General features: G+C 62.4%; 18 protein-coding genes and 1 pseudogene. 8 read left to right on the forward strand and 11 right to left on the reverse strand.

The genetic code is table 11. The features are described 5' to 3' along the window. The first annotated feature begins 153 nt into the window (after window positions 1–153). Window positions 154–429: a hypothetical protein gene (locus tag ACAM57_RS34290; RefSeq protein WP_369662642.1), complete on the forward strand. Its 276-nt coding sequence runs from the start codon at window positions 154–156 to the stop codon at window positions 427–429. Window positions 430–492: 63 nt separating this feature from the next. On the opposite strand, the gene ACAM57_RS34295 is transcribed toward ACAM57_RS34290, so the two are convergent. Beyond that, window positions 493–672 (reverse strand): hypothetical protein, encoded by a 180-nt coding sequence (locus ACAM57_RS34295; RefSeq protein WP_369662643.1) that lies wholly within the window; start codon window positions 670–672, stop codon window positions 493–495. A gap of 877 nt (window positions 673–1,549) precedes the next feature. Between ACAM57_RS34295 and ACAM57_RS34300 the strand changes: the two genes are divergently transcribed. Then, window positions 1,550–1,882, forward strand: a complete 333-nt coding sequence (locus ACAM57_RS34300) for a DUF2845 domain-containing protein (RefSeq protein ID WP_369662644.1) — start codon at window positions 1,550–1,552, stop codon at window positions 1,880–1,882. 90 nt (window positions 1,883–1,972) lie between these two features. Here the strand turns inward: ACAM57_RS34300 and ACAM57_RS34305 are convergent, their stop codons facing one another. From ACAM57_RS34305 to ACAM57_RS34335, 7 genes are all read right to left on the reverse strand, one after another. Continuing rightward, window positions 1,973–2,782 carry a hypothetical protein gene (locus tag ACAM57_RS34305; RefSeq protein WP_369662645.1) on the reverse strand — a complete coding sequence of 270 codons (810 nt, stop codon included), beginning with the start codon at window positions 2,780–2,782 and terminating at the stop codon, window positions 1,973–1,975. 91 nt (window positions 2,783–2,873) lie between these two features. After that, on the reverse strand, window positions 2,874–5,129 hold the full coding sequence (locus ACAM57_RS34310; protein ID WP_369662646.1) for a ThiF family adenylyltransferase: 2,256 nt from the start codon (window positions 5,127–5,129) through the stop codon (window positions 2,874–2,876). A gap of 1 nt (window position 5,130) precedes the next feature. Next, the gene (locus ACAM57_RS34315; RefSeq protein ID WP_369662647.1) at window positions 5,131–6,309 is read right to left on the reverse strand and encodes a hypothetical protein; all 1,179 of its coding nucleotides are present in this window, start codon (window positions 6,307–6,309) and stop codon (window positions 5,131–5,133) included. Window positions 6,310–6,441: 132 nt separating this feature from the next. After that, window positions 6,442–8,586, reverse strand: a complete 2,145-nt coding sequence (locus tag ACAM57_RS34320; protein WP_369662648.1) for a sensor histidine kinase — start codon at window positions 8,584–8,586, stop codon at window positions 6,442–6,444. Then, window positions 8,571–9,275, reverse strand: a complete 705-nt coding sequence (locus ACAM57_RS34325) for a response regulator transcription factor (protein WP_369662649.1) — start codon at window positions 9,273–9,275, stop codon at window positions 8,571–8,573. The genes ACAM57_RS34320 and ACAM57_RS34325 overlap by 16 nt, the downstream gene beginning before the upstream one ends. Window positions 9,276–9,815: 540 nt before the next feature. Continuing rightward, window positions 9,816–11,156, reverse strand: a complete 1,341-nt coding sequence (locus ACAM57_RS34330; RefSeq protein ID WP_369662650.1) for a S41 family peptidase — start codon at window positions 11,154–11,156, stop codon at window positions 9,816–9,818. Window positions 11,157–11,322: 166 nt separating this feature from the next. Next, window positions 11,323–11,541: a hypothetical protein gene (locus ACAM57_RS34335; RefSeq protein WP_369662920.1), complete on the reverse strand. Its 219-nt coding sequence runs from the start codon at window positions 11,539–11,541 to the stop codon at window positions 11,323–11,325. On the opposite strand from ACAM57_RS34335, the pseudogene ACAM57_RS34340 reads away from it, so the two are divergent. After that, window positions 11,440–11,741: pseudogene (locus ACAM57_RS34340) on the forward strand (MarR family winged helix-turn-helix transcriptional regulator); the annotation flags it as partial. The gene ACAM57_RS34335 and the pseudogene ACAM57_RS34340 overlap by 102 nt on opposite strands. A gap of 46 nt (window positions 11,742–11,787) precedes the next feature. Here the strand turns inward: ACAM57_RS34340 and ACAM57_RS34345 are convergent. Together ACAM57_RS34345 and ACAM57_RS34350 are read right to left on the reverse strand one after the other, a co-directional pair. Then, entirely contained in the window at window positions 11,788–12,927 is a 1,140-nt protein-coding gene (locus ACAM57_RS34345) for an ABC transporter substrate-binding protein (RefSeq protein ID WP_369662651.1), read from the reverse strand. A 164-nt stretch (window positions 12,928–13,091) separates the two neighbouring features. After that, a complete protein-coding gene (locus tag ACAM57_RS34350; protein WP_369662652.1) occupies window positions 13,092–13,292 on the reverse strand; it encodes a hypothetical protein in 201 nt (66 codons plus the stop codon). A 127-nt stretch (window positions 13,293–13,419) separates the two neighbouring features. On the opposite strand from ACAM57_RS34350, the gene ACAM57_RS34355 reads away from it, so the two are divergent. The 4 genes from ACAM57_RS34355 (at window position 13,420) to ACAM57_RS34370 (ending at window position 16,015) form a co-directional block, all read left to right on the forward strand. Then, window positions 13,420–14,109: a response regulator gene (locus ACAM57_RS34355; RefSeq protein WP_369662653.1), complete on the forward strand. Its 690-nt coding sequence runs from the start codon at window positions 13,420–13,422 to the stop codon at window positions 14,107–14,109. A gap of 53 nt (window positions 14,110–14,162) precedes the next feature. Next, window positions 14,163–15,308 carry an ATP-binding protein gene (locus ACAM57_RS34360; RefSeq protein ID WP_369662654.1) on the forward strand — a complete coding sequence of 382 codons (1,146 nt, stop codon included), beginning with the start codon at window positions 14,163–14,165 and terminating at the stop codon, window positions 15,306–15,308. Between the two features lie 157 nt (window positions 15,309–15,465). Continuing rightward, window positions 15,466–15,780, forward strand: a complete 315-nt coding sequence (locus tag ACAM57_RS34365) for a hypothetical protein (protein WP_369662655.1) — start codon at window positions 15,466–15,468, stop codon at window positions 15,778–15,780. After that, window positions 15,758–16,015, forward strand: coding sequence for a hypothetical protein (locus ACAM57_RS34370; RefSeq protein WP_369662656.1), 258 nt, complete (start codon window positions 15,758–15,760; stop codon window positions 16,013–16,015). Before ACAM57_RS34365 ends, ACAM57_RS34370 begins: the two co-directional genes overlap by 23 nt. A 112-nt stretch (window positions 16,016–16,127) precedes the next feature. Here the strand turns inward: ACAM57_RS34370 and hmpA are convergent, their stop codons facing one another. After that, a complete protein-coding gene (gene hmpA / locus ACAM57_RS34375; RefSeq protein ID WP_369662657.1) occupies window positions 16,128–17,312 on the reverse strand; it encodes an NO-inducible flavohemoprotein in 1,185 nt (394 codons plus the stop codon). 132 nt (window positions 17,313–17,444) lie between these two features. On the opposite strand from hmpA, the gene norR reads away from it, so the two are divergent. Further along, complete coding sequence (norR, locus tag ACAM57_RS34380; protein ID WP_369662658.1) at window positions 17,445–19,049, forward strand: nitric oxide reductase transcriptional regulator NorR; 1,605 nt, start codon at window positions 17,445–17,447, stop codon at window positions 19,047–19,049. The last annotated feature ends 121 nt before the right edge of the window (window positions 19,050–19,170 follow it).

The raw sequence follows: 19,170 nt of genomic DNA on the forward strand, positions 1-19,170 counted from the left end.
GTCATTGCGAAGCGCAACCAACTCCTTCAGGTCATCGACCGTTCGATCGTAGTCCGCCTAATCCAGCGTCATGCGCGTGTGCATCCGAAACCAGTGCGGCTCGAGTCGACCGGCTCCCAGTCGGCCTCCTGCCGCGTCTGAAGCGGTTTGCGGTTGCAGATAGATGCCGGTGAGTTGTTTGATCAGTTGCCCCAGCGTGAGCTTTGCGACGGCTTCGCCACGCCTGCATCGGATGTCCTCGAGTTCGTCGGAAGGACCGGCGATCTCGAAGTCGACCGCCAACGCCTTGACCAGGCGCTCGTATTGCTGCAGGCGAAGCAGGCAACGCCCCAGCTTGCGCTGGACCTCGCGCTGCAAGCTCGCGACCGGTTCGCCGGGCATTTGCTCGGGCGCGAAGTCGGGCTGCTGGATCTCAAGCATCAGGCCTGAGAATCGGGCAAATCTCGATGGTCATCGCCAGTGGTCGGTCTCAACAGCCTGGCGACTTCCTCTTCACTTCCCTTTCTCGCGCCGCACGCCCTTGAAAGGCGTTCCATCCTGCTTCTGATCCATGAAGCGCCCGTCGTCCGAGTTGCGCTTGGTCCAGTTGCCCGTTTTGGGATTGAGCACCTGCGAACGGTCTTTCACCGCACCGCGGCGGGCGTTGTCGCCTGTGGGGTCGTTCTTTGCCATGACTACTTGTGCGTGCCGTACCGGTCGCTGGTCCTGGTGTTGCGGTAGGTGCCACCGCGATGCGAACTGCCCTGCCCGCCGGAGTAGGACCCGCCGTGGCTGGCCGTGTGATGCCCTCCTCCATACGCGACTCGGCCGCCTGAGCTTCCTTTGGCGACAGCCAAGGGCGAGACGAATACAGCGATGGACAAGATCCCGAACGCGAGTGCTTTCTTCATGAGGCCTCCTCGTGACAGTCATTCATTCCTGTGGGAAAAGGCAAGTCTGCGCCTGGAGTTGGTTTCCAAGCGGAGATTCACCCTTCCGGGTAGGTTCAGCGAAAGAAATCCGCACGCCAATCCCTTATTCATGGGATGAGGCGATCGGTTTCGCTTCGAATCGGCGGTGTACCGCTTGGCTTCACCTCCCATGAATACGGGATTCTTGGAACTCCCTTCGGAAGGTCCACTGCATGATTGATACGGAAATTGATACGGACATAAGACAGGCTGAAACCTGCAAAGCTCGAGGAGAACTGACATGAAGGCCCCTGCCGTCTTCAACGCGCTGCTTGCACTGAGCGCCCTGACCGCGCTGGGCCCGTCTTGCGCCGCGACGCCAGCGATCCTGCTGGAGGCATGCAATGCCATGGAGCCCGCGCGCAAACGATTGGAATGCCTGCGCGTGGCGAACGACCTATCCCGCGGCACCTTCGACACGAGTTCCTCCTCCGCCGGTGCCGCGCCGCAATCGCTCTACTCCCCCATCCAAGCCGCGCGCGGCCCTCTCGGCGGGTCGCAACTACGCGGTCGGCGGCCGCACCTGCTACGTCGGGCCTCGAGGCGGTACTTACACGATCACCGCGAGCGGGCGCAAAAACTACAACGGATGCTGAAGCATGGATGTGTTGATTGCCCTGATAGTCGTCGTCGTACTCGTTGCCGCAGCCCGCGCTTGGCTCAAGAGCGAAGCGCGCAAGCGGCGGTGCGCCGCGCTCTTGGCCAAGTATGGCGATCCTGACATCGTCGAAGGGATCATGTCCTGCAGCTTCTGGCAGGGGCAGACCGAAGAACAGCTCGGGGATTCGCTGGGCCAGCCATCGGACATCGAGTCGCGGGTCATGAAGACCAGGCATCGCCAGATCTGGAAGTACCACCCGGCTGGAAAGAATCGCTACCTGCTTCGTGTGACGCTCGAGAACGGTGTAGTTGTGGGCTGGGAGCAGAAATGAAGCAGCCCTGAAGAGACCAGGAGCGCATCGCAACCCCGAGTTCCCGCCCAACACAGGAGCAGAGTTGAAGGACGCGTTCACGCCATGCAACTACTTGTCCAGCTCTGCGGCCTGTGGGTGAACTGACACGGCTTTTGCGGCGCGCTTGCGCACGGAAACATCCGGAAGAGCAGTCAAGCACTCAAACAGCTGCTCCGCATATGAGAATCCGATATGAAGCACGGCTTTCCTGTTGAAGTAGAGCAGCCAGGCGGCCAGAAGAGCCACTGAGACCAATAGCGTCAGCGTTGCAGCCAACCCTGGATCTGCGAGATGGATCGGGGCGAACTGCAGCGGCGAAAGTTGCAGAGCTTTGGCGATGATCAATCCGTAGGCCAGGCCCATCAAGCTCGTCACGATGCCCACGGGCTTCATCGCCAACATGTTTCGGTGAAAACCGTAAGCGATGTTCTCTTTGAAAAGCAGGCCCTTGTTGTTCCGAGTCAATTCACGAAGACGTTTCGCGACCCCGTTGTAGACATCGTCCGCCCTGGCCGGATCCGCGCGTTCCTCTTGAGCAGTCGGCATGGCAATCTGCAGCTTCGTGCCGATCATCGCGTGATAGCGCTGCTTGCTGACGCCATCCAATGCGGAGGTTTCGCAGTGTCGAAGGGCAATCGTGGTCGGCAGACCGCCCCATTCGGCAAGCAGGCTCTTTTGGAGTTGCTTGCCGCGGCCGCGCGTCACGCTCGCCAACGTGTAGAGCGCGCCGCACCCACCGAGCACGGCGACGACCGCCGTCAGGACGGGGTGGCGAGGGCCGTAGACGCAAACCAATGGCACAAGCAGTGGCAGCGCCACCATCAAACCCGGGAAAAGGCGCGCTTTGCGCTCGTAAGGATCCTTCAACAGGTCAATCATCGCCCCCCCCGCTTTTGCATACATTGTTCAACTTCCTCGACGAACGGCGGCACGCTCTCATGGCGCAGAGACTGGATCGGCTCGGCCCCTTTCATGAGCCCACCGCAGCTTTAATGGCTCGCAGGTCACCCTTGTCGCCGACGATCAGCGACACGGCAGGCAGCCCGTCCTGCGCCATCCCCAACGCCAGGTACACCAGCTGATAGAAGTCATCAGCGCTCGGATCGGCGCCATGGCCTTTGGGATGACTGTGCCACTCCCCCACGTAGCCGACGATCCCGGCGGTCCGCCTGGAAGCTTCCCGCGCCGCACTCGCGACGCCCTCCACTCCCCGCTCGAAATGCCCAGGCGATGAGCGACTGTCGGAAGGCGCTTCGAGTGCGTCCACGACAACGACGGCATTGATGTTCAAGTCGTGATAGCCCAGCAGAATTCCTCCCGTCTCGTTGGGGAGATGGTGTTCGCGCAGCGCGCGCATCTTTGCGGTGACACCCGCATCGGTGAACAAATCCATGTCATCGAAGGCAATCTTGTGCTCCTGGTGCACGGCGAGTTCATGAAGCGCGACCGCGCCAGTGCCCGCGTCGCGTGACCAGACGCGGACACTGGCCTCGTCGGACGAAGTCAGCTTCTGAACTTGCTCTGCCAGTAGCGCGGCGTGGACCTGCACCGCCGAATACGGCATCACCACCGAAATATCCCGGCAACTCGCACCGCTCCAGAACGTGCCAGCGCTTCCTTCAAGGTGGTGTTCACCCCAATCTTGCGTGATGACGGCGCGGTAGTACTGTGCCTCCAGCGATCTGAGGCGTATCGTGCGCGCCGCATCCTCCAACAACAGGGCACACCCCGACCCGGAGGGTGTCAGGAACACGGAGGTGTGACGCCCGGCGTCATCATGTGCACTTGCAAGCCTGGGATACTCCAACGTCGTGGAGGCATCCACCACCAGCCTCCCGCTGCGCAGGGCTGGCAGGAGACCGCCGTCGACCAGATCACACGCATCCGCGTGTACGGGCGTCACGGGTGCGGCACCATCGCGGATCTCTTCGGCGCGAGCGGCAGCAACCTGTTCCTTGTAGTGGCCCAGATGTCGAAGATCCGCGGGGTGACGCACCAGGTTGTGTGGCTTGACGTGGTCCTTATCGACGACTGTCCACTCACCCCAACCCGAACGCACCCACAGATCGAGCATCGTCGCGCCGAGCGCACCCGCGCCAACCAGTGTTGCCATGAGCCCAGGCCCGACGGTGCCGGCCTGGCGCCGCGCGGCCGCTTGATCGGCGCATTGCAGCACCTCGATCGCCTCGATCTCAACCGACTTCCACGCCGTCGACTTGGCCGCCGGCTCCAGCAGCTTCACTCGCCAGTACTTGTCGCCGACCCGATGGAGCTCGCCCATCATCTCGCCGAGCTTGAGCGCGCCGTGGTTGACCAGATACGCGCGCCTTGCACGACGCTCCGCCTGGGCGTCCGGCGCGCGCGTGATCGGCATGTCGAGCAGAATGACGGTCCCGGTGCTGTCCGTTGCGGCCGCGGCGCCGTCGCTCCCCACGGCTGCGCTGATTGCAAGTTCGAGCGCCGCAACCAGATCAACCCTGCGCGAGCTCAGCATATCCGCCAACAGGCCGAGAGTCGGGGGATCTTCCTCGATGCGCCCGTGTACGACGGGAGGCAACCGAAGACTCACCAACGAAAGGCTCGGGCTGCGCTTGACGCCCTCCAGGCGCGGCTGGAGCAAGAAGGTCGAGCTGTGCTCGGTGCGTTTGACTCCCTCGAAAAGGTCGAATTTCTGTTTCGGATTCCCCGTCAGAAGGGTGTCGACGTTCCACGGCAGGACCAGTTCGTTGGAGGTGGTGAAAAAGATCTGCTCGACAGGCTGATCCGCGGGATGCAGCTCTCCACGGGCCGTTTTTTCCAGCCAGAACTTGATACGCCCGAGAAAGCTCTCAGGCGTCCAGCTTCGCGTCACGGATCGCGGCGGCTCGAAATAGAGGCAAAGGCTGGGCGGGCATCCGGGCGGACGCGCATTCTGGTGCATGAGGCGCGGGAAGCCGCGGCGCACCGCGAGCACCTCCACGAGTTGCTTCGCGTCCGAGCCCACGATCATCGCGATCCGCTCGATGAACTCGATCCCGAAAGGATTGTTGGGCGGCACGGCGTGGCACTTTGCGTCCACGACGAGAAGTTCCAGGCGCCCTCCTCGCTCGAGTTGCATGCAGCGTACCAACTCGAAGTCGGAATGGCGCTGCACCGCCGTCGCGATCGCGATGCTGCGTGGTTCCTGAAGGTCCTGTGGTCCCTGCAGCAGCTCACCCTGCGGCAGGGTTCCCCAATCTTCATCCATGTCAGCCCACCCGCACCGTGCTTGCGGAGAGCCCCGCGCGCGGCGGCGAGGACGTCAGGAGGGCCGGAGCGCCAGCGATCGCCTTGATCCATGCAACGCCGCCCGCGCTCACCTCGAACGCCAAGGGCGACGGCTTTGCTGCGTTCGGTTCCTCCATGGTGACGATGAACGTCCGGCCACCGACTTGCGTCAGGTGGGACTCATACGCGTTGCGCGCCTGGATGTGCGGAGGCTGGATCTCTTCGTACATGTCCTTCGAGTTCGGGATCGGGTAGCTCGAGCTCACGATGTACGCGTTCTTCTTGCCCGACAGCAGCAGCTCCTTGACGCCCGGCTTCGGGATCGTCTCCTTCTCCCCCTTCGTATCGCTCAGACACAGATAGCTGCAGTGGTGGGGAATGTTGAAGAGGTCGTAGCGCAGACGATCTTCATTGCCGTGGTACTTGGTGATGCGAACGATGTCCTCAAGCACTTCCCAGCTGCTGTCGCCGATCTGCAGGAAGTCGTAGTGCGCACCGTCCGCCGCCAACCGCACGTTGAAGACGAGCGACGCGTCGTTGCGAACGAAGTCGCCGTCTTCGCAGTGCTCGATGAACGGAGAATGGGTGAAGAATTCGATCCCGTCAGCAGCAAGGCTGAAGGTGCTCACCACCGTTCCGGCGTCCACGAACAGGTGGTCACGAGCATCCGTCGACTCTCCGCGCTCCTTGAGGGCCGGGTGCAGCCACTTGTCGACCTCTTCGGGGTGGGAGAACACCTTGATACCCTTGCCTTCCAGCAAGCGGTGGCGCGCTTCCTTGCGCCAGAGCGCGAATTCGTCCGAAAGCTGGTCGCGACGCACTTCTTCGATGAGCATGGCCGCTGGAACCCAGAGTTCGTTGATTTTGGTGCGCCCCTCCCCCTGGTAAGTGCCCGAGTGGCGCAGCTCGAAGAAGTTGGTGCTGCCGCAGATGTGGTCGAGATCGGCATGGGTGAAAGCAACCATGTCGAAGTAGTCGCGCTTGGCCTCGCTCAGCTCGCGCTTGAGCTGATTGTGCAGATCGATGCGCGGGTCGGCCGCGTCCTCGGCCGCCTTGCAGTGATTGAAGTCGAACAGGATGCGGCGTCCGTTCGCAGTGATGATCTGCGTCGTGTCGCCGTTGCCTACGGGGTAGAAGATGATGTTGTGTTTTTGTGCCATGTTGCTGTTCTTCTGTGTCGGCGAAGGCCGCACTTTGTGAAGAGCATCCAGTTTGTCGAGCTTTGCGTAAGTTCGACAGGCACCGGTTATGGCGAAGTTCTTGCGCGAGCATTAGCGCATATAAGATTTTTCTTACGCGAACAGGCTTGGCGCGATGGGGAGCATCAGTGTGAAAACAACGCCACTCGCGTAGTTGCGCGCGGTGATCGTTCCCCTCATGCGTCGAAGATAGTCGCGCGCCACGTAGAGACCTACTCCCTGACCGTAGCCTTCAGCCGTGGTTGCGGTCGAGAATCCGAACTCAAAGATTTTCTCGAGATTGTCGTGGGGGATATTCCGACCGTCATTCCACACCTCGACGCCCGCAGCCTCATCTTGCGCAACAAGCACGAGCCGGATCGGCGTATCGGGCGCCCGGTGGCGGTCCGCATTGTTCAGCACGTGAGTCAACGCGTCTTCAAACGAGAACAAGTCTGCCAGACACCTGACGCCTTGCGGCGGTCCTCCATACTCGACCTGCGAGATGTCCGCGTGCTCGGCATTGCGAGCCACTTCCGAAAGAAAGTGCGCGAGATCAAACTCAACGATGTCCATTTCTCGGGAGCCGATTGCGTCCACGGCTGAGGCGCCACCCATCAGGTGGGGAAGAGCCGCGAACATGCGATCTACATAACGCCTGCCTGGATCGTTGGGTCCGGAGTGAATTGCCATCAAAGCCTGTAGCGGAGATCGGATCTCATGGCCCATGACCTTGAGGTTCTGCATCCTGTTCTCGACTTCCTGGTCACGCTGGCGACGGCTCTCGGCCGCTCTTTTTTCTCGCTCGTCATGCGCCTGCGCCATCTGATCTCTGAGGCTTTTGATCAGCCCGTTGATGGCTGTGGCGAGCATTCCAATCTCATTCCTCTGGTCGCCGTAAGGCAGGCTGACATTCAGGTCTCGCCGCGTGACCGCCAACTGTTCCGAGTACTTTGCCCATTCACCGATCGGCCCGAGCAAGGCTCGCACGAAGTACCAGAAGACCAGACCACTTCCCGTCAGCAGAACGAGGAGGTAGATGAATATCTGCCAGAACCCCTTCTCGATCAGTCTCCAAGGGTGCGCCACTGTCACGGAAAGATTCGTGTCGGGAATCGACTCCGACTGGCTCGTGGGAGTCGCCGGCAGCAACAAGTCGCCCTTTTCAAGCTTTGCCCCCAGAAACCCGGGCGCAAACTTCGCTCGGAGATTTTCCGGCGGATCGATCGACCAGGCCTGTTCGGGTGTCTCCCCGATCTTGCGCAACTGGATACTGCCGTAGGCATTGAAGATCTGCGTGCCGAGGCTTGAGAGGGACAGTTCGGCCCTGCCGTCGCCGCGGTACTTGATCGTTCTGATGATTGACGTGTTCGCCGACGCATCCCTTCGCTCAACAGAGAAGGTGGTTCCATGCCATCCGTTGGGAGGCCACTCCTCGTCGGATTTGGGCTCGATGAATTCCCGAAAGTCCAGCCGTGCGATGAAATGCAGTCGAGAGCTCCGGGCCTGCCTTTGCAGATAGGCCCACCCCTCGATTTTTCGATCCCGGTCCCGCTGGTTGTCTCCTACCTGACGGAACGCGGTCAGTTCATAGCGATCGCGGCGGGCAAAGAACGGCGGGGGCTGAAACGCCAGCCACCATGTGACTTTTTGGCCGCTCGCCTCGATGTCGATCTTGATGGTGTCGGCGACCATCTTGAGGTCGCCGGGCTTGAGTGGAACCACATCGTCCTCCGCGAACGTGCCCGCGACATACAGGTAGCGCCCGGCGGCTTTGGACTCCCCGAAATACGAACAGAAGCGATCATCGTCCGAGGGTTGCCCTTCGCCAATCGGCTCGAGGTAGACAAAGCAATTGCGAGGCGGCTGGCGAGGAAGAACCGTTGCGGCAGTTGTCGGCAAACCGGTGTAGTAGGCCCTGGGCAGCAGCAACGGCCTCAGCGCCCGCCTTTCCCCGATCAGCTCCGAGGTATTGTTTTCAAGAACGAACCTTTCGTCGGCGTCGAATCGCCCCACGAGGTCACGAAGATCGCGCTGGAAGAGCTCCCGCCGAATTTCCTTGGCGCGGTCGGACGAAAGGAAATACAGATGTATCGAAGCGGATGCCGTCACGACCAACAGGACCGTGAGGAACAGAACCGTTCGCAGCCACAGGGCTCTGCGGCGATACCAGACGCCGACGCGGTTGCCGAAACCCAGGATGAATGCTTCGACCGCGGCGACCCGCGCTCTTGCTGCGGCAATCAGTCCAACTGCCACAAATAGCCATTCATGACGACAGCTTGGATTTGATCAAACTCAGGATCGACGGAACGGAATTCGTCCCGAATTTCAGAAACCTTGACACGCAGATTCCTGAGATTTTTGCCACTGACTATGAATTCGTAAAGCTGTTTGTGATTGACAGCCGTGCCCGCATTTCGGGCCAAAGCTTCAACGATGTCGATTTTCGACATCGACATGCGAAGGGGATGCCCCTTCCATTGAATGTTGTTCCGACCGCGACGATTGATCTTGAGATCCGGGACTTTCGGGAAATCGCCATCCGAATCGTGCGCCGAATCCGTGTCGGTCAGTGCGCGCCTGAACGTGAGCGCGCGCCTGACCTCCGACTTGAAATCAGATTCATCCACCGGTTTCTGGAGATAGTCCCATGCGTCGAGCGCCTTGAAGACCCCTTCCTCCACGGTGAACCCCGTGATCACCAACAGTGGAGTGCGTCGCGTATCCAGGGCCTTGGCAATTTTTACCCCCCCGAACTTGTCCGAGCCCGTGCCAAGATCCACGTCAGAGACCACCAAATCGAAATCCGTATCGTCGATGGCACGCAAAGCCGGTTCGAGTTCGGAGAACGATGAAATCTGGCAATCGTGAACGGTTTCTTTGAGCCAGCGGGTGAGCAGTTCGATGACGAGAGGGTCATCATCCACCACGGCGATCTGTTGCATGTCTGGCCTCCTGGGATGATCACCGAAGATAAGCCAAGAGGCAGGGGTACAAGGTAAGAGTTTCCTTACCTGAGGCAGCAGTCGTCAGGCGTACGTGGCAGGCCCGCATCGTCACCCGGTTGGCGACATGAGCCCAGGGGTTCTGGCGGAATCCACGCGGCATCTTGTCCGTTCTCGGGCCCTGCGGCCCCTGCCAGGGTCCGACGAACTGAAGGGATCTCGCCGATCTCCGCGAGAGTCGTAGCGAACCATTCCTGTCCGGGCGCCGTCCCGCGCCATTTCCCGCGGGCGCTTGCTGCACTTCAATAAGGAGTTTCTGAAAATCCGAAATTTTGGAGGTCGCATGCCGCGAATGCAAATATTTTCTGAAATACCGAAACTTTCCATGAAGATGAGCAATTCCGAAGAAAATTTCTACTTCTCCGAAATGCCAAGAGAAGGCGCATGATCCAGTTGGCGTGGTCAGGGCGGCGGCTTAAGGGGCAGCATGGCCGCTGCCCTTACCAGAGGCCGAGGCGTGCTACAGCCAGCGGGCCATGCTCAAGGGCTCCTCAGCCGAGCAATGGCGGCCATGAGATTTGCGTCTGCAGGGATGCTTCCAAACTCTCCCTCTTCACGCGCACCGGCATTCACCAGCACATCCGGCTCGACGCCGCGCCCCTGCCATGACGTCCCCTTGGGCGAAGACATGGCTCCTGTGGTGAGTTTCAGCGCCGTACCGAAGTCGAGGGGCAGAATCGTTTCAATCGAAGCCAGACCTGCGCTCGGTTGTCCTAGCACCGTGGCCTTGCGCAATTCCTGCAATGCCTTGGCCAACGCCTCGGCACCGGCACCCGTCTTGGCGTTGACAAGGACAACCAGTCGCAGTGACAGCAGCGATGGGCGCGTTGGCTCATCAGCCTGCACCGAAGTACCGCTTGCATAGTCGCCGGCTACGGCTCGATAGACCCGGCTCGCGCCAACATGCTGCCCGGACACCCGAACGATCACGGAGCCAGGCTGGACGAACAGCGCGGTAAGGCCCACCGTGGCACTCAGGAGTCCGCCAGGAGAATCGCGCAGGTCAAGCACAAGGCTTTGCAAGGGGCCAGCGTTGTCTGCCTCCAGTCTCGCAACGTCGGCAAGCACTTCGTTGCGTGTGCGATCCTGAAATTGAAGCAGCCGAAAATATCCGACGCCCGCAGATAGCAGTTTTGCCGATTTGACGGTAGCTGCCTTGATCGGCTCGCGGGTCACCGTGAACTGGAGCGGCTCGTTCGTTCCCGACCTGCGCACCTGCAGTGTCGTTCGCGTGCCTACCTCGCCTCGCAATGCATTGACCGACTGGGCCAGGGAAAGAGAACTGGTCGACATGCCGTCGATCGATACGATCAAGTCCCCTGCCCTCAGTCCGGCCTTTTCTCCAGGCGCTCCCTTGATGGGTGAGACGATCTCGATAAGGCCATCGTCGCCGGAATGTGCCCGCATCTCGAGGCCGATGCCCGCCGATTTGCCCGGTGCATCTCCTCGCTGCGCTCGCCATTCAGCCGCGTTGAGGTAAGCAGAGGTTGAATCCAGGCCTTTGAGAGCTGCACGGATGCAACGCTCAATCAGGCTTGTGTGGTCCTGACTGGATAGACCAGAGATGGAAGCCTTGCACTTCGCCTCAAGCTCCCCCGCCTTGATCGGCCTGACATAGTTCTTCGAGACCTGCTGGGAGAACGTCCGCCACGAGCGCGAAGCCAGCACACGCTGATAGGCATCTTCCTCATCATGTGTGGATGCGCAGAGTGTCGATCCCGCGGAAGCCGAAAGGATGGCCACGCTCATCAGCCAGAAATTCCGCCACTTCCGTTGCACGCCTGCGAAGTGGGTTGATGCTCCCATTGCATTCACCTTCATCTTGTCGAGATCGGTTGTCCGTGCTGAAGGCAGCAGAGTATGCAGTGTTCATCTGCGCAATCCGTGTTTCCCCAACCGAGGATGCGTTTGATCGCGCAGATGATCCCATACCCCCGGGGAGCGTGCGAATCCCTGCGAGTGGATGTCCGAAGGGACGCCGCCGGTGTTACCCACCCTCCTCGACGAAAGCCTCCTCGCGCTTGGAGCGTATGGACGGCAGCAGCACGATCAGCAGCAGGGTGAGCGCGGCGAGCAGCAGGCCCGCCGAATCGGGCGCGACACGACAGTGCTTCAGTACCAGTTGATGCTCCGCGCACAGATCTCCCCGGGTCGCGAGTGGGCAACGGTGAGCGAGATCGCTGAACGGCTGCAGGCCCAGCTTCACGGAGTGGTGGCGCTCGTCTCTCGCGCGGCGAGGAGGCGGGCTTGGTCAAGCGCAAGCCCGGCACCACGGATCGGCGCCAGGTCGAGGTTCATCTGCTGGCAGCCGGGCGCAGGAAGCTGGAAAAGCTCGCGCTTCTGCACCAGGGGCAGATTGCCGATCTCACGGAGGTCGTGGCGCTTGTCGGAAAGACCCGTGAATAGCTAAAAAGGCGCCGCTCCGTTCAGCAGGAGAAGCGCCGGGTTCCGGTCACTGCTGAACCTTGCCGCTGCCGTTCACGATCGAAAGCTCTACGAACTTCGAGCCGTTGCGCCCGCCGCCGCCGAAGCCGATGACGTAGTCGCCGAGGTCGTAGTCGGTCATCCCGTTCAGCGCGGCGATAGTGCCCTCGCGCGTGGGCGTGCGGCCCTGGCGCTGCACGGCCTCCACGATCACGCGGCCGGCGATGTAGCCCTCCATCATCAGGTAGCTCTTCGGCTCCTTGGGCTTCTGCTGGTTGAACGCCTCCGTGAACTCGCGCTCGAGCCGGCTGGTGCTCTTGTAGGGGTTCGGCGTGACCTGGGAGATGACCACGCCCCTCAAGTGGTCCTCGCCCAGGCGCTGCGACAACTGCTCGATGTCCGCGCCCGAATACGCGAAGAGCTGCGCCGCGCCGCCGCTGATCCGGTAGGCCTCGATGAAGGCTGCGGTCGGTGCGCCATTGGCGACCAGGATGATGGCCTGCGGCGCGGCCTTGGTGAACACCTGCACCGCTTCGGAGATGGATGTGTTAGCGCCCCGGTTGCTGCCCGTGTAGGGAGCGCGCGTCACGAAGCGGACCTTGGCCTGCGCTGCCGCCTGGTCGGCCGCCGCGACGATGGCGTCGCTTCCGGGGCCGGCTTCGTAGAGCAGCCCCAGCTTGGTGATGCCCACCGTCGACAGCTGGGTGGTGAGCTTGGCAAGCTCGCTCGGGATGTCGGCGCGCACGTTGAAGAGCTGCGTATGCGCGGGTGCGATGTCGGTGGTGCGGTAGCCCACCAGCGCGATGCGCTGCTGCTCCAGCAGCCGCGTGGCCAGCAGCTCGCGCAGATTCTGGCTGCCGAAGTAGCCGGCCAGCACCAGCGGCCGCTTCTCGGTGAGCAGCTTGCGGGTCTGCTCGACGGTGGATTCGGGCCGGCTGCCGTCGTCCTCCGTCGCGAGCGCGAAGGCGTGGCCGTTCACGCCGCCCTTGCGGTTCGCAGCATCGAAAGCCAGGCGCATGCCGGCCGCATAGCCCTGCCCCTGCTTGGCCTCGAGGCCGCGCATCGGCGCCACCTGCGCGACCAGAACCTCCAGGGCCGACGCGTTGCCCATTGCCCCCGTGGCGATCGCCATGCCTGCGAGCCAGCGTGTGAGTACCTGTTGATACATGGTCGGCTTCTCCTTTTGTTTTAAAGCGCGCCCAATATATGCAACGTTTTGATACGTAATCCGAGGGAAAGCACGGATGGCTGCGCTGACCGAACTGTATAGCCGAGCCATCGGTGCAGCCACGACTCCGGAGAGCTACTGCTCGATCCTGATGCCACGCTCCTTCACCAGCTTTGACTACTTCGCGGGTCGATGAACGCGAACTCGGCTGGCTCGAGCTTGGACTGCGGGCGCACGATATTGCGAATCTCGGCATGTGCTCCAGCATTCTGGTGTTCCAACATGGAGGATTGCGCCACGAATTGCCAAGATTTGATCAAGGCTGCTGCAATGTGAAGATGACCGCAGCGCGATGCGAATTCCATGACATGAAGGCGGTGTTTATGAGATCGAAATCTCTCGTCGGCGCCAGATAATGCGCACCCCGCCGCGAGCGTCTCCTGCCCTGCAGAAGAAGACGTCACTCCGCCGGCGGCGCACATTGACTGCTCTATGGCCGACGAACGTATCCTGATTGTTGAAGACGACCCGCAGATTGCCGAGGTGCTTTCTGCCTACCTGCAGCGTGAAGGGTTCCAAACGGCGCACAGCCGTGATGGTGAGGAGGCGCTGCGGATGTTCGGGCAGTGGCAGCCGGCGCTGGTGCTGCTGGACTACATGTTGCCGCGACTGAGTGGCAGTGAGGTCCTGGCCGCCATGCGCCGCGCGAGCGATGTCCCGGTCATCATGGTGACGGCCATCAATGACGAGGCCGAAAAGCTCGGCGCGCTGCGCTACGGTGCGGACGACTATGTGGTCAAACCCTTCAATCCGAAGGAGGTCGTCGCACGCGTGCAGGTCGTCCTTCGGCGTTCGCGTGCTGCGTCGTTCGCTGCGAAGTCCCGGCTTTCTCATGGAGCGCTCGAGCTCGATCTCGATGCCGTGACGGTGCATGTCGACGGTGATGCCAATCCGCTTGAATTGACGATCACCGAATTCAAGCTGCTGTCGACCATGATGCGGCATCCGCGCAAGGCCTTCACTCGGTTCGAGCTGCTGCAAGCCTGTCTGCCTGAAAGCGATGCGCTCGAACGGGTGGTTGACACGCACATGCACAACCTGCGGCGCAAGCTGGAGGAGCGCGGTGTCACGGGCATCCCCCTCGCTGTGCGAGGCGTCGGCTATCGCCTGGGCGGTTCGTAGCGATGCGCTCGCGTCGATCACTTTGGGCGTGGCTCACTTGGCGGATGGTCGTCTTGGCCATTGCTGCGACCGCAGCGGTGCAAGCCGGGATGTGGGGGCGCTACAACTACCTGGAAGCAAAGGCTGAGTCCAAACTGCCACCCGGTGTGGCCGCAGAGATGCGGCGTCTTGAGATCGAGCCGGAAAAGAACGCAAAGCGGTTGCAGGAAATCTATGCCATGTACGGTGAGCTTTTCGCGCCGCCGTCCGATACCGAGGATCTGATCGTGCAGGCGCTGTTGAGCCTGGCCATCGTTCCCTTTGTGGTGGCGTTCGGCCTGATTCTGGCGCGCCGCATCGTTCGACCGGTCTCGCATGTGGTCGCGGCCGCAGAGTCGGTGGCGACGGGACGCTTCTCGGCCCGGGCACCGGTGCTCGAAGCGGCGCCCGCTGAACTCCAGCGCCTCGCGATGCACTTCAACAAGATGGCGCAGCGCTTGGAAGCGTACGACAGGGAGCTCCACGATTCGAGTGCGGCCATCGCGCATGAACTTCGCACGCCCTTGACTGCGGCGATGGGACGACTGCAGGGCATTCTGGATCGGGTGTTCCCGTACGAAGAGGGCCAGATCGCCACGGTTCTGGATCAGCTGGAGCAGATCCAGCGCATCATCGGTGACCTGCAGGTTCTTTCGCTCGCGCAAGGTGGCCGACTGCATCTGGAGATCAGCGAGTTCGCCGCGCGGCAATTCGTCGATGAAAGAATCCACTGGGCCAGCCCCGCCTTGCAGGCACGCGGCGTGCGGGCCGTCAACCATGTCGATGCCGGGCAGACCGTGCGCGCGGACAGGACGCGACTCGGTCAGGCTCTGTCGGCCCTCATCGACAACGCGGTGCGCTACGCAGGTGACGGTGGCATCGTGGAGATTGACCTTGTGGAGCGAGACCTGGGCGTTGAACTGATCGTTCGCGACCGGGGCACGGGTGTTTCATCCGATGACAAGGACTTCTCGCGCTTCTTCGAGCGCTTCTGGCGCAGCGAGCAGTCTCGCTCGCGGCACGCCGGCGGAACCGGCCTGGGCCTGTCGGTCGTGCAAGCGATCTGCAGGGCCCATGGCGGCCACGCGAGCGCTTCAGCGCGCGCCGGTGGCGGCGCAGAAGTGCGCATCTGTTTGCCGTACACGGGAGCGGCGACGGATTCAGGCACGTTGGTGGCCTAGCGATGCGGTCGCAGGTGTGAACAGGAGGCGCGTGATTTCTTGCAGCACCGCCTCCAGCGCAACCTCGCGTGCCGGGGGGACTCCCCCTGCCCGTGCTCAAGACCTTAGCTCGGTGTGCGATTTGCACCGTGCGCAGACCGGGGGAAGGCGATTCGGCATGGCCTTGGTCGAAGGTGAAGTTTTTCTTGCGAGCCGAATTCTTCAGCGGCGAGTTGAAATGGTTTTTCTTGACGACAGCAGCGGGTTTGCTTTTTCCTGCGGTGACGCGAAGACCTCAATGGGCACCGGCAGTTGGGGCGCGCGACTGTCTCAGATCGCGCGCGTCACCGGTTCCATTTACATCGTGACCGGCAGGCTGCTCGACCCGGACTACGTGTCGCGGATCCTGGGCAAGCGACCGCACAAGATCTCCATCCATCGCGAATGCCAGCGCGCGCAAGGAGGCGAGCGTGATCAAGCGCAGCTTCCCTGATGTGCGCGTCGCCCTGCACGGTGATTGCAATGCCAAGGTGGTGCTTGTCGAGCTGGGTATCGAGCGCGGACTTCGGCAGGCCCGCGATGATCGAGTCCACCGTCGGTCTGCATTCGAGCAGCGTTTTCAACAGAGCCGTGGAGTCCTTTTTCCGCAAGCTCTGGTCCCAGTCGCTCGAGATTCAATGACCGTGTTCCGACGGGCGCCCTCCCCCACTGACAGCCAGATCTTCTGAAACGTTCTTCCTTTCCGGAGGCAGCGCTCTGTCGAGGCGAGGGTGCTGCGGATCGTCCTGCGGCCGTCGCGGGCCACCTGACGGGTGGCGGTGCGTGAGCCTCGCGTGTGTCCTAGGACTCGAGCGTTTCCAGCGGGCCGAAGAACTCGTAGCGCAGCTGCTGCTTCGGTACGCCAAGCGCCAGCCCATCGGCATAGACGGCCTTCATGAAGGGCTTGGGTCCGAGAAAATACAGGTCCACGTCGCGGTCGGATGGCAGCAGCCGGGCCAGAAGTTCTCGGTTCACGAAGCCGATCGCATGCGGCCGGTCGGCGGCGCGTGGCGTGTCGTAGACGTACAGCGGCTTCACGTTCGCATGCGTCGCAGCCAGAGCATCCACGCGTGCGCGGAAGGCGTGGGCGCCGCCGTGACGGGCCGCATGCACGAAATGCACCGGGCGACCCGTGTGCGCCATGGATTCCAGCATGCTCATCGCCGGCGTGATGCCCACGCCCCCGGTGACCAGCACCAGCGGACGGGTTTGTTCTCCTGCGGGCTGCAGCACGAAGTCGCCGCACGGTGCCTGGACCTGCAGTCGCGCGCCGACGGTCGCAGTGCTGTGCAGCCAGTTTGAAGCCCGGCCCCCCTCCTCCTTCTTGACGCTGATGCGGTACCACGGCTTGCCTGGCGCGTCGGACAGCGAATAGTTGCGTCGCACCGGCTGGCCGTGGATGTCCAGCACGAGCGTGATGTACTGGCCAGGCGAGAAGGCGAGCAGCGCGCCGCCGTCGGTGGGCTCCAGGTAGAACGACGTGATGACATCGCTTTCATCCTCGCGACGCGCGACGCGAAACTCGCGCGTCCCGCGCCAGCCTCCGGGTTGTGCTGCGTTGGTGCTGTAGACCTTTTCCTCAGCGGCAATCAGCAGGTCGGCCAGTGCGCCGTAGGCCTCGCCCCAGGCGGCAATGACTTCATCGGTGGCGGCGGCGCCCAACACATCCTTGATGGCACGCAGCAGGTAGCTGCCGACGATGGGGTAGTGCTCGGGCAGCACGCCGAGTGCCGCATGCTTCTGGATGATGCGCGGCAGCGCATCGCCAATGGCTTCCAGACGGTCGATGTGTGCTCCATAAGCGACGACCGCACCTGCCAGCGCCCGAGCCTGGCTGCCGGCCGCTTGGTGGGCTTCGTTGAAGAATGCCTTCAGCTGAGGATGCCCCTCGAGCATGAGGCGGTAGAAGTGGCGGGTAATGGCCTCGCCGTGCACCTGAAGCGCGGGCACGGTGGACTTGACGATGGCGATGGTTTGCGGGTTCATGGCTTTTCCGAATTGATGTTGGCGGTGTCGACATCTCACGATCTGTGCCAGCGACAACCATGAGCCAAGTCCCTGTCGCCATTGGTGATTTTTTTGCAATGGTCAAATTGACAACTTCAAACAGTTGTATTTATGACCACAAATGATGTCAGTTTGACCCATGACCTTCCGCATTCGGCGGCTGAAGTGAGCAGATACCGATCGCTTCTGGCCGCGGCGCGCGGACTCGTTCAATGCGATGCGGCCGCCCTCTTGCAACTCGAAGGCGATGTTCTTCGGCCGATGGCCGTGGACGGCTTGAGCGAGGAGACACTCGGACGCCAGTTCCCGGTGGCTGCCCACCCGCGTTTTGCGCGTCTGCTCGACAGTTCGCGAGGCCTGCGGTTCGCCCATGACTGCGGTTTGCCGGACCCCTACGATGGCCTGATTGCGGGGCAGCCAGGCATCCTGCCTGTGCACGACTGCATGGGCGCGCCGCTGCGCCTGCGCGGCATCCCGTGGGGCTTGCTGACACTCGATGCCCTCGAGCCGCACACATTCGACGCCGTGAGCCCGGCCCAGGTCGAGGCACTCGTGGCACTCGTCGAAGCGGGCATGGAGGCCGTCCAGACGATCCGCGAGATGGAAGCTCGCGCCGCGCGCGAGCAGGCCGTGGCTCACGCGCTGCGCGCCGGGCGCGGCGCACCGCGCGAATTGCTGGGCAGCAGCGCGGCCATGAAGCAGCTTTACAGCGAGATCGAGACGGTCGCCGTGTCTGACCTGACGGTGCTGCTGCTGGGCGAGACGGGCGTGGGCAAGGACCTGGTGGCGCAACGCCTGCACGCGCGCTCGCGTCGCAGCGAGCAGCCGCTCGTGCAGGTCAACTGTGCGGCACTGCCCGAGGCGCTGGCGGACAGCGAGCTCTTCGGCCACAAGCGCGGCGCGTTCACGGGCGCCATGCACGACCGCGATGGCAAGTTCGAGATCGCGGACGGTGGCACGCTCTTTCTGGACGAGGTCGGAGAATTGCCGCTGAGCGTGCAAGCCAAGCTGCTGCGCGTGCTGCAAAGCGGCGAGGTGCAGCGCCCTGGGAGCGATCGCACATTGAAGGTCGACGTCCGCGTGATTGCGGCCACCAACCGTGACTTGCCCGCGGCGATCGCGCAGGGACGGTTTCGCGCGGATCTCTACCACCGGCTTTCGGTCTATCCGCTGGTCGTCGCGCCGCTGCGCGAACGGGGACGCGATGTGCTCGCGCTCGCCGGCGGCTTCCTGGAGGAAAACCAGCATCGCTTGGGCGCGCGCAACCTACGGCTCTCGCCGGCGTCGAAGTCTGCCTTGTTGGCGCACGTCTGGCCAGGCAACGTGCGCGAGCTTGAGCATGTGATCAGTCGCGCATCACTGCGGGCCGTCAGGGAGCAGCCCCGCGGGGCACGCTGGACGGCCATCGAACCACGCCACCTGGCGTTAGAGAGTTCCGCAGTTGGCGCTCCGGCTGACCTGAGGGGGAAGGCCGTGTCCTTACCGGCAGAGGGCCAGGTCCCTCCGGTTGCGGTGCGCAGCACATTGCGTGAAGCCACGCTGGCGTTCCAGCGAGCCTGGCTCGATGAGGTGTTGACGCGGCATCAGGGTCACCTGGCCAACGCCGCGCGCGAAGCTGAGATGGACCGCAGCAACTTCCACCGGACACTGCGCAAACTCGGCCTGCTGCAAGCCGATGATGCGGACGCCCGCAATCAGTCCGGCGCGAACCTGTGAAGGCCCCGCGCGCCTGCGTTCAGCAAGCCGGGCGTTGCAAAAGGGGCCGGATGCCGATTCCAGCTGCGCATCCCGAGCTTTGCCTGTCTGTTTCTTCCTCCCAAGCACGCACCGTGGAGAG

The organism is Variovorax sp. V15, from assembly GCF_041154425.1.
GTDB lineage: Bacteria > Pseudomonadota > Gammaproteobacteria > Burkholderiales > Burkholderiaceae_C > Variovorax > Variovorax guangxiensis.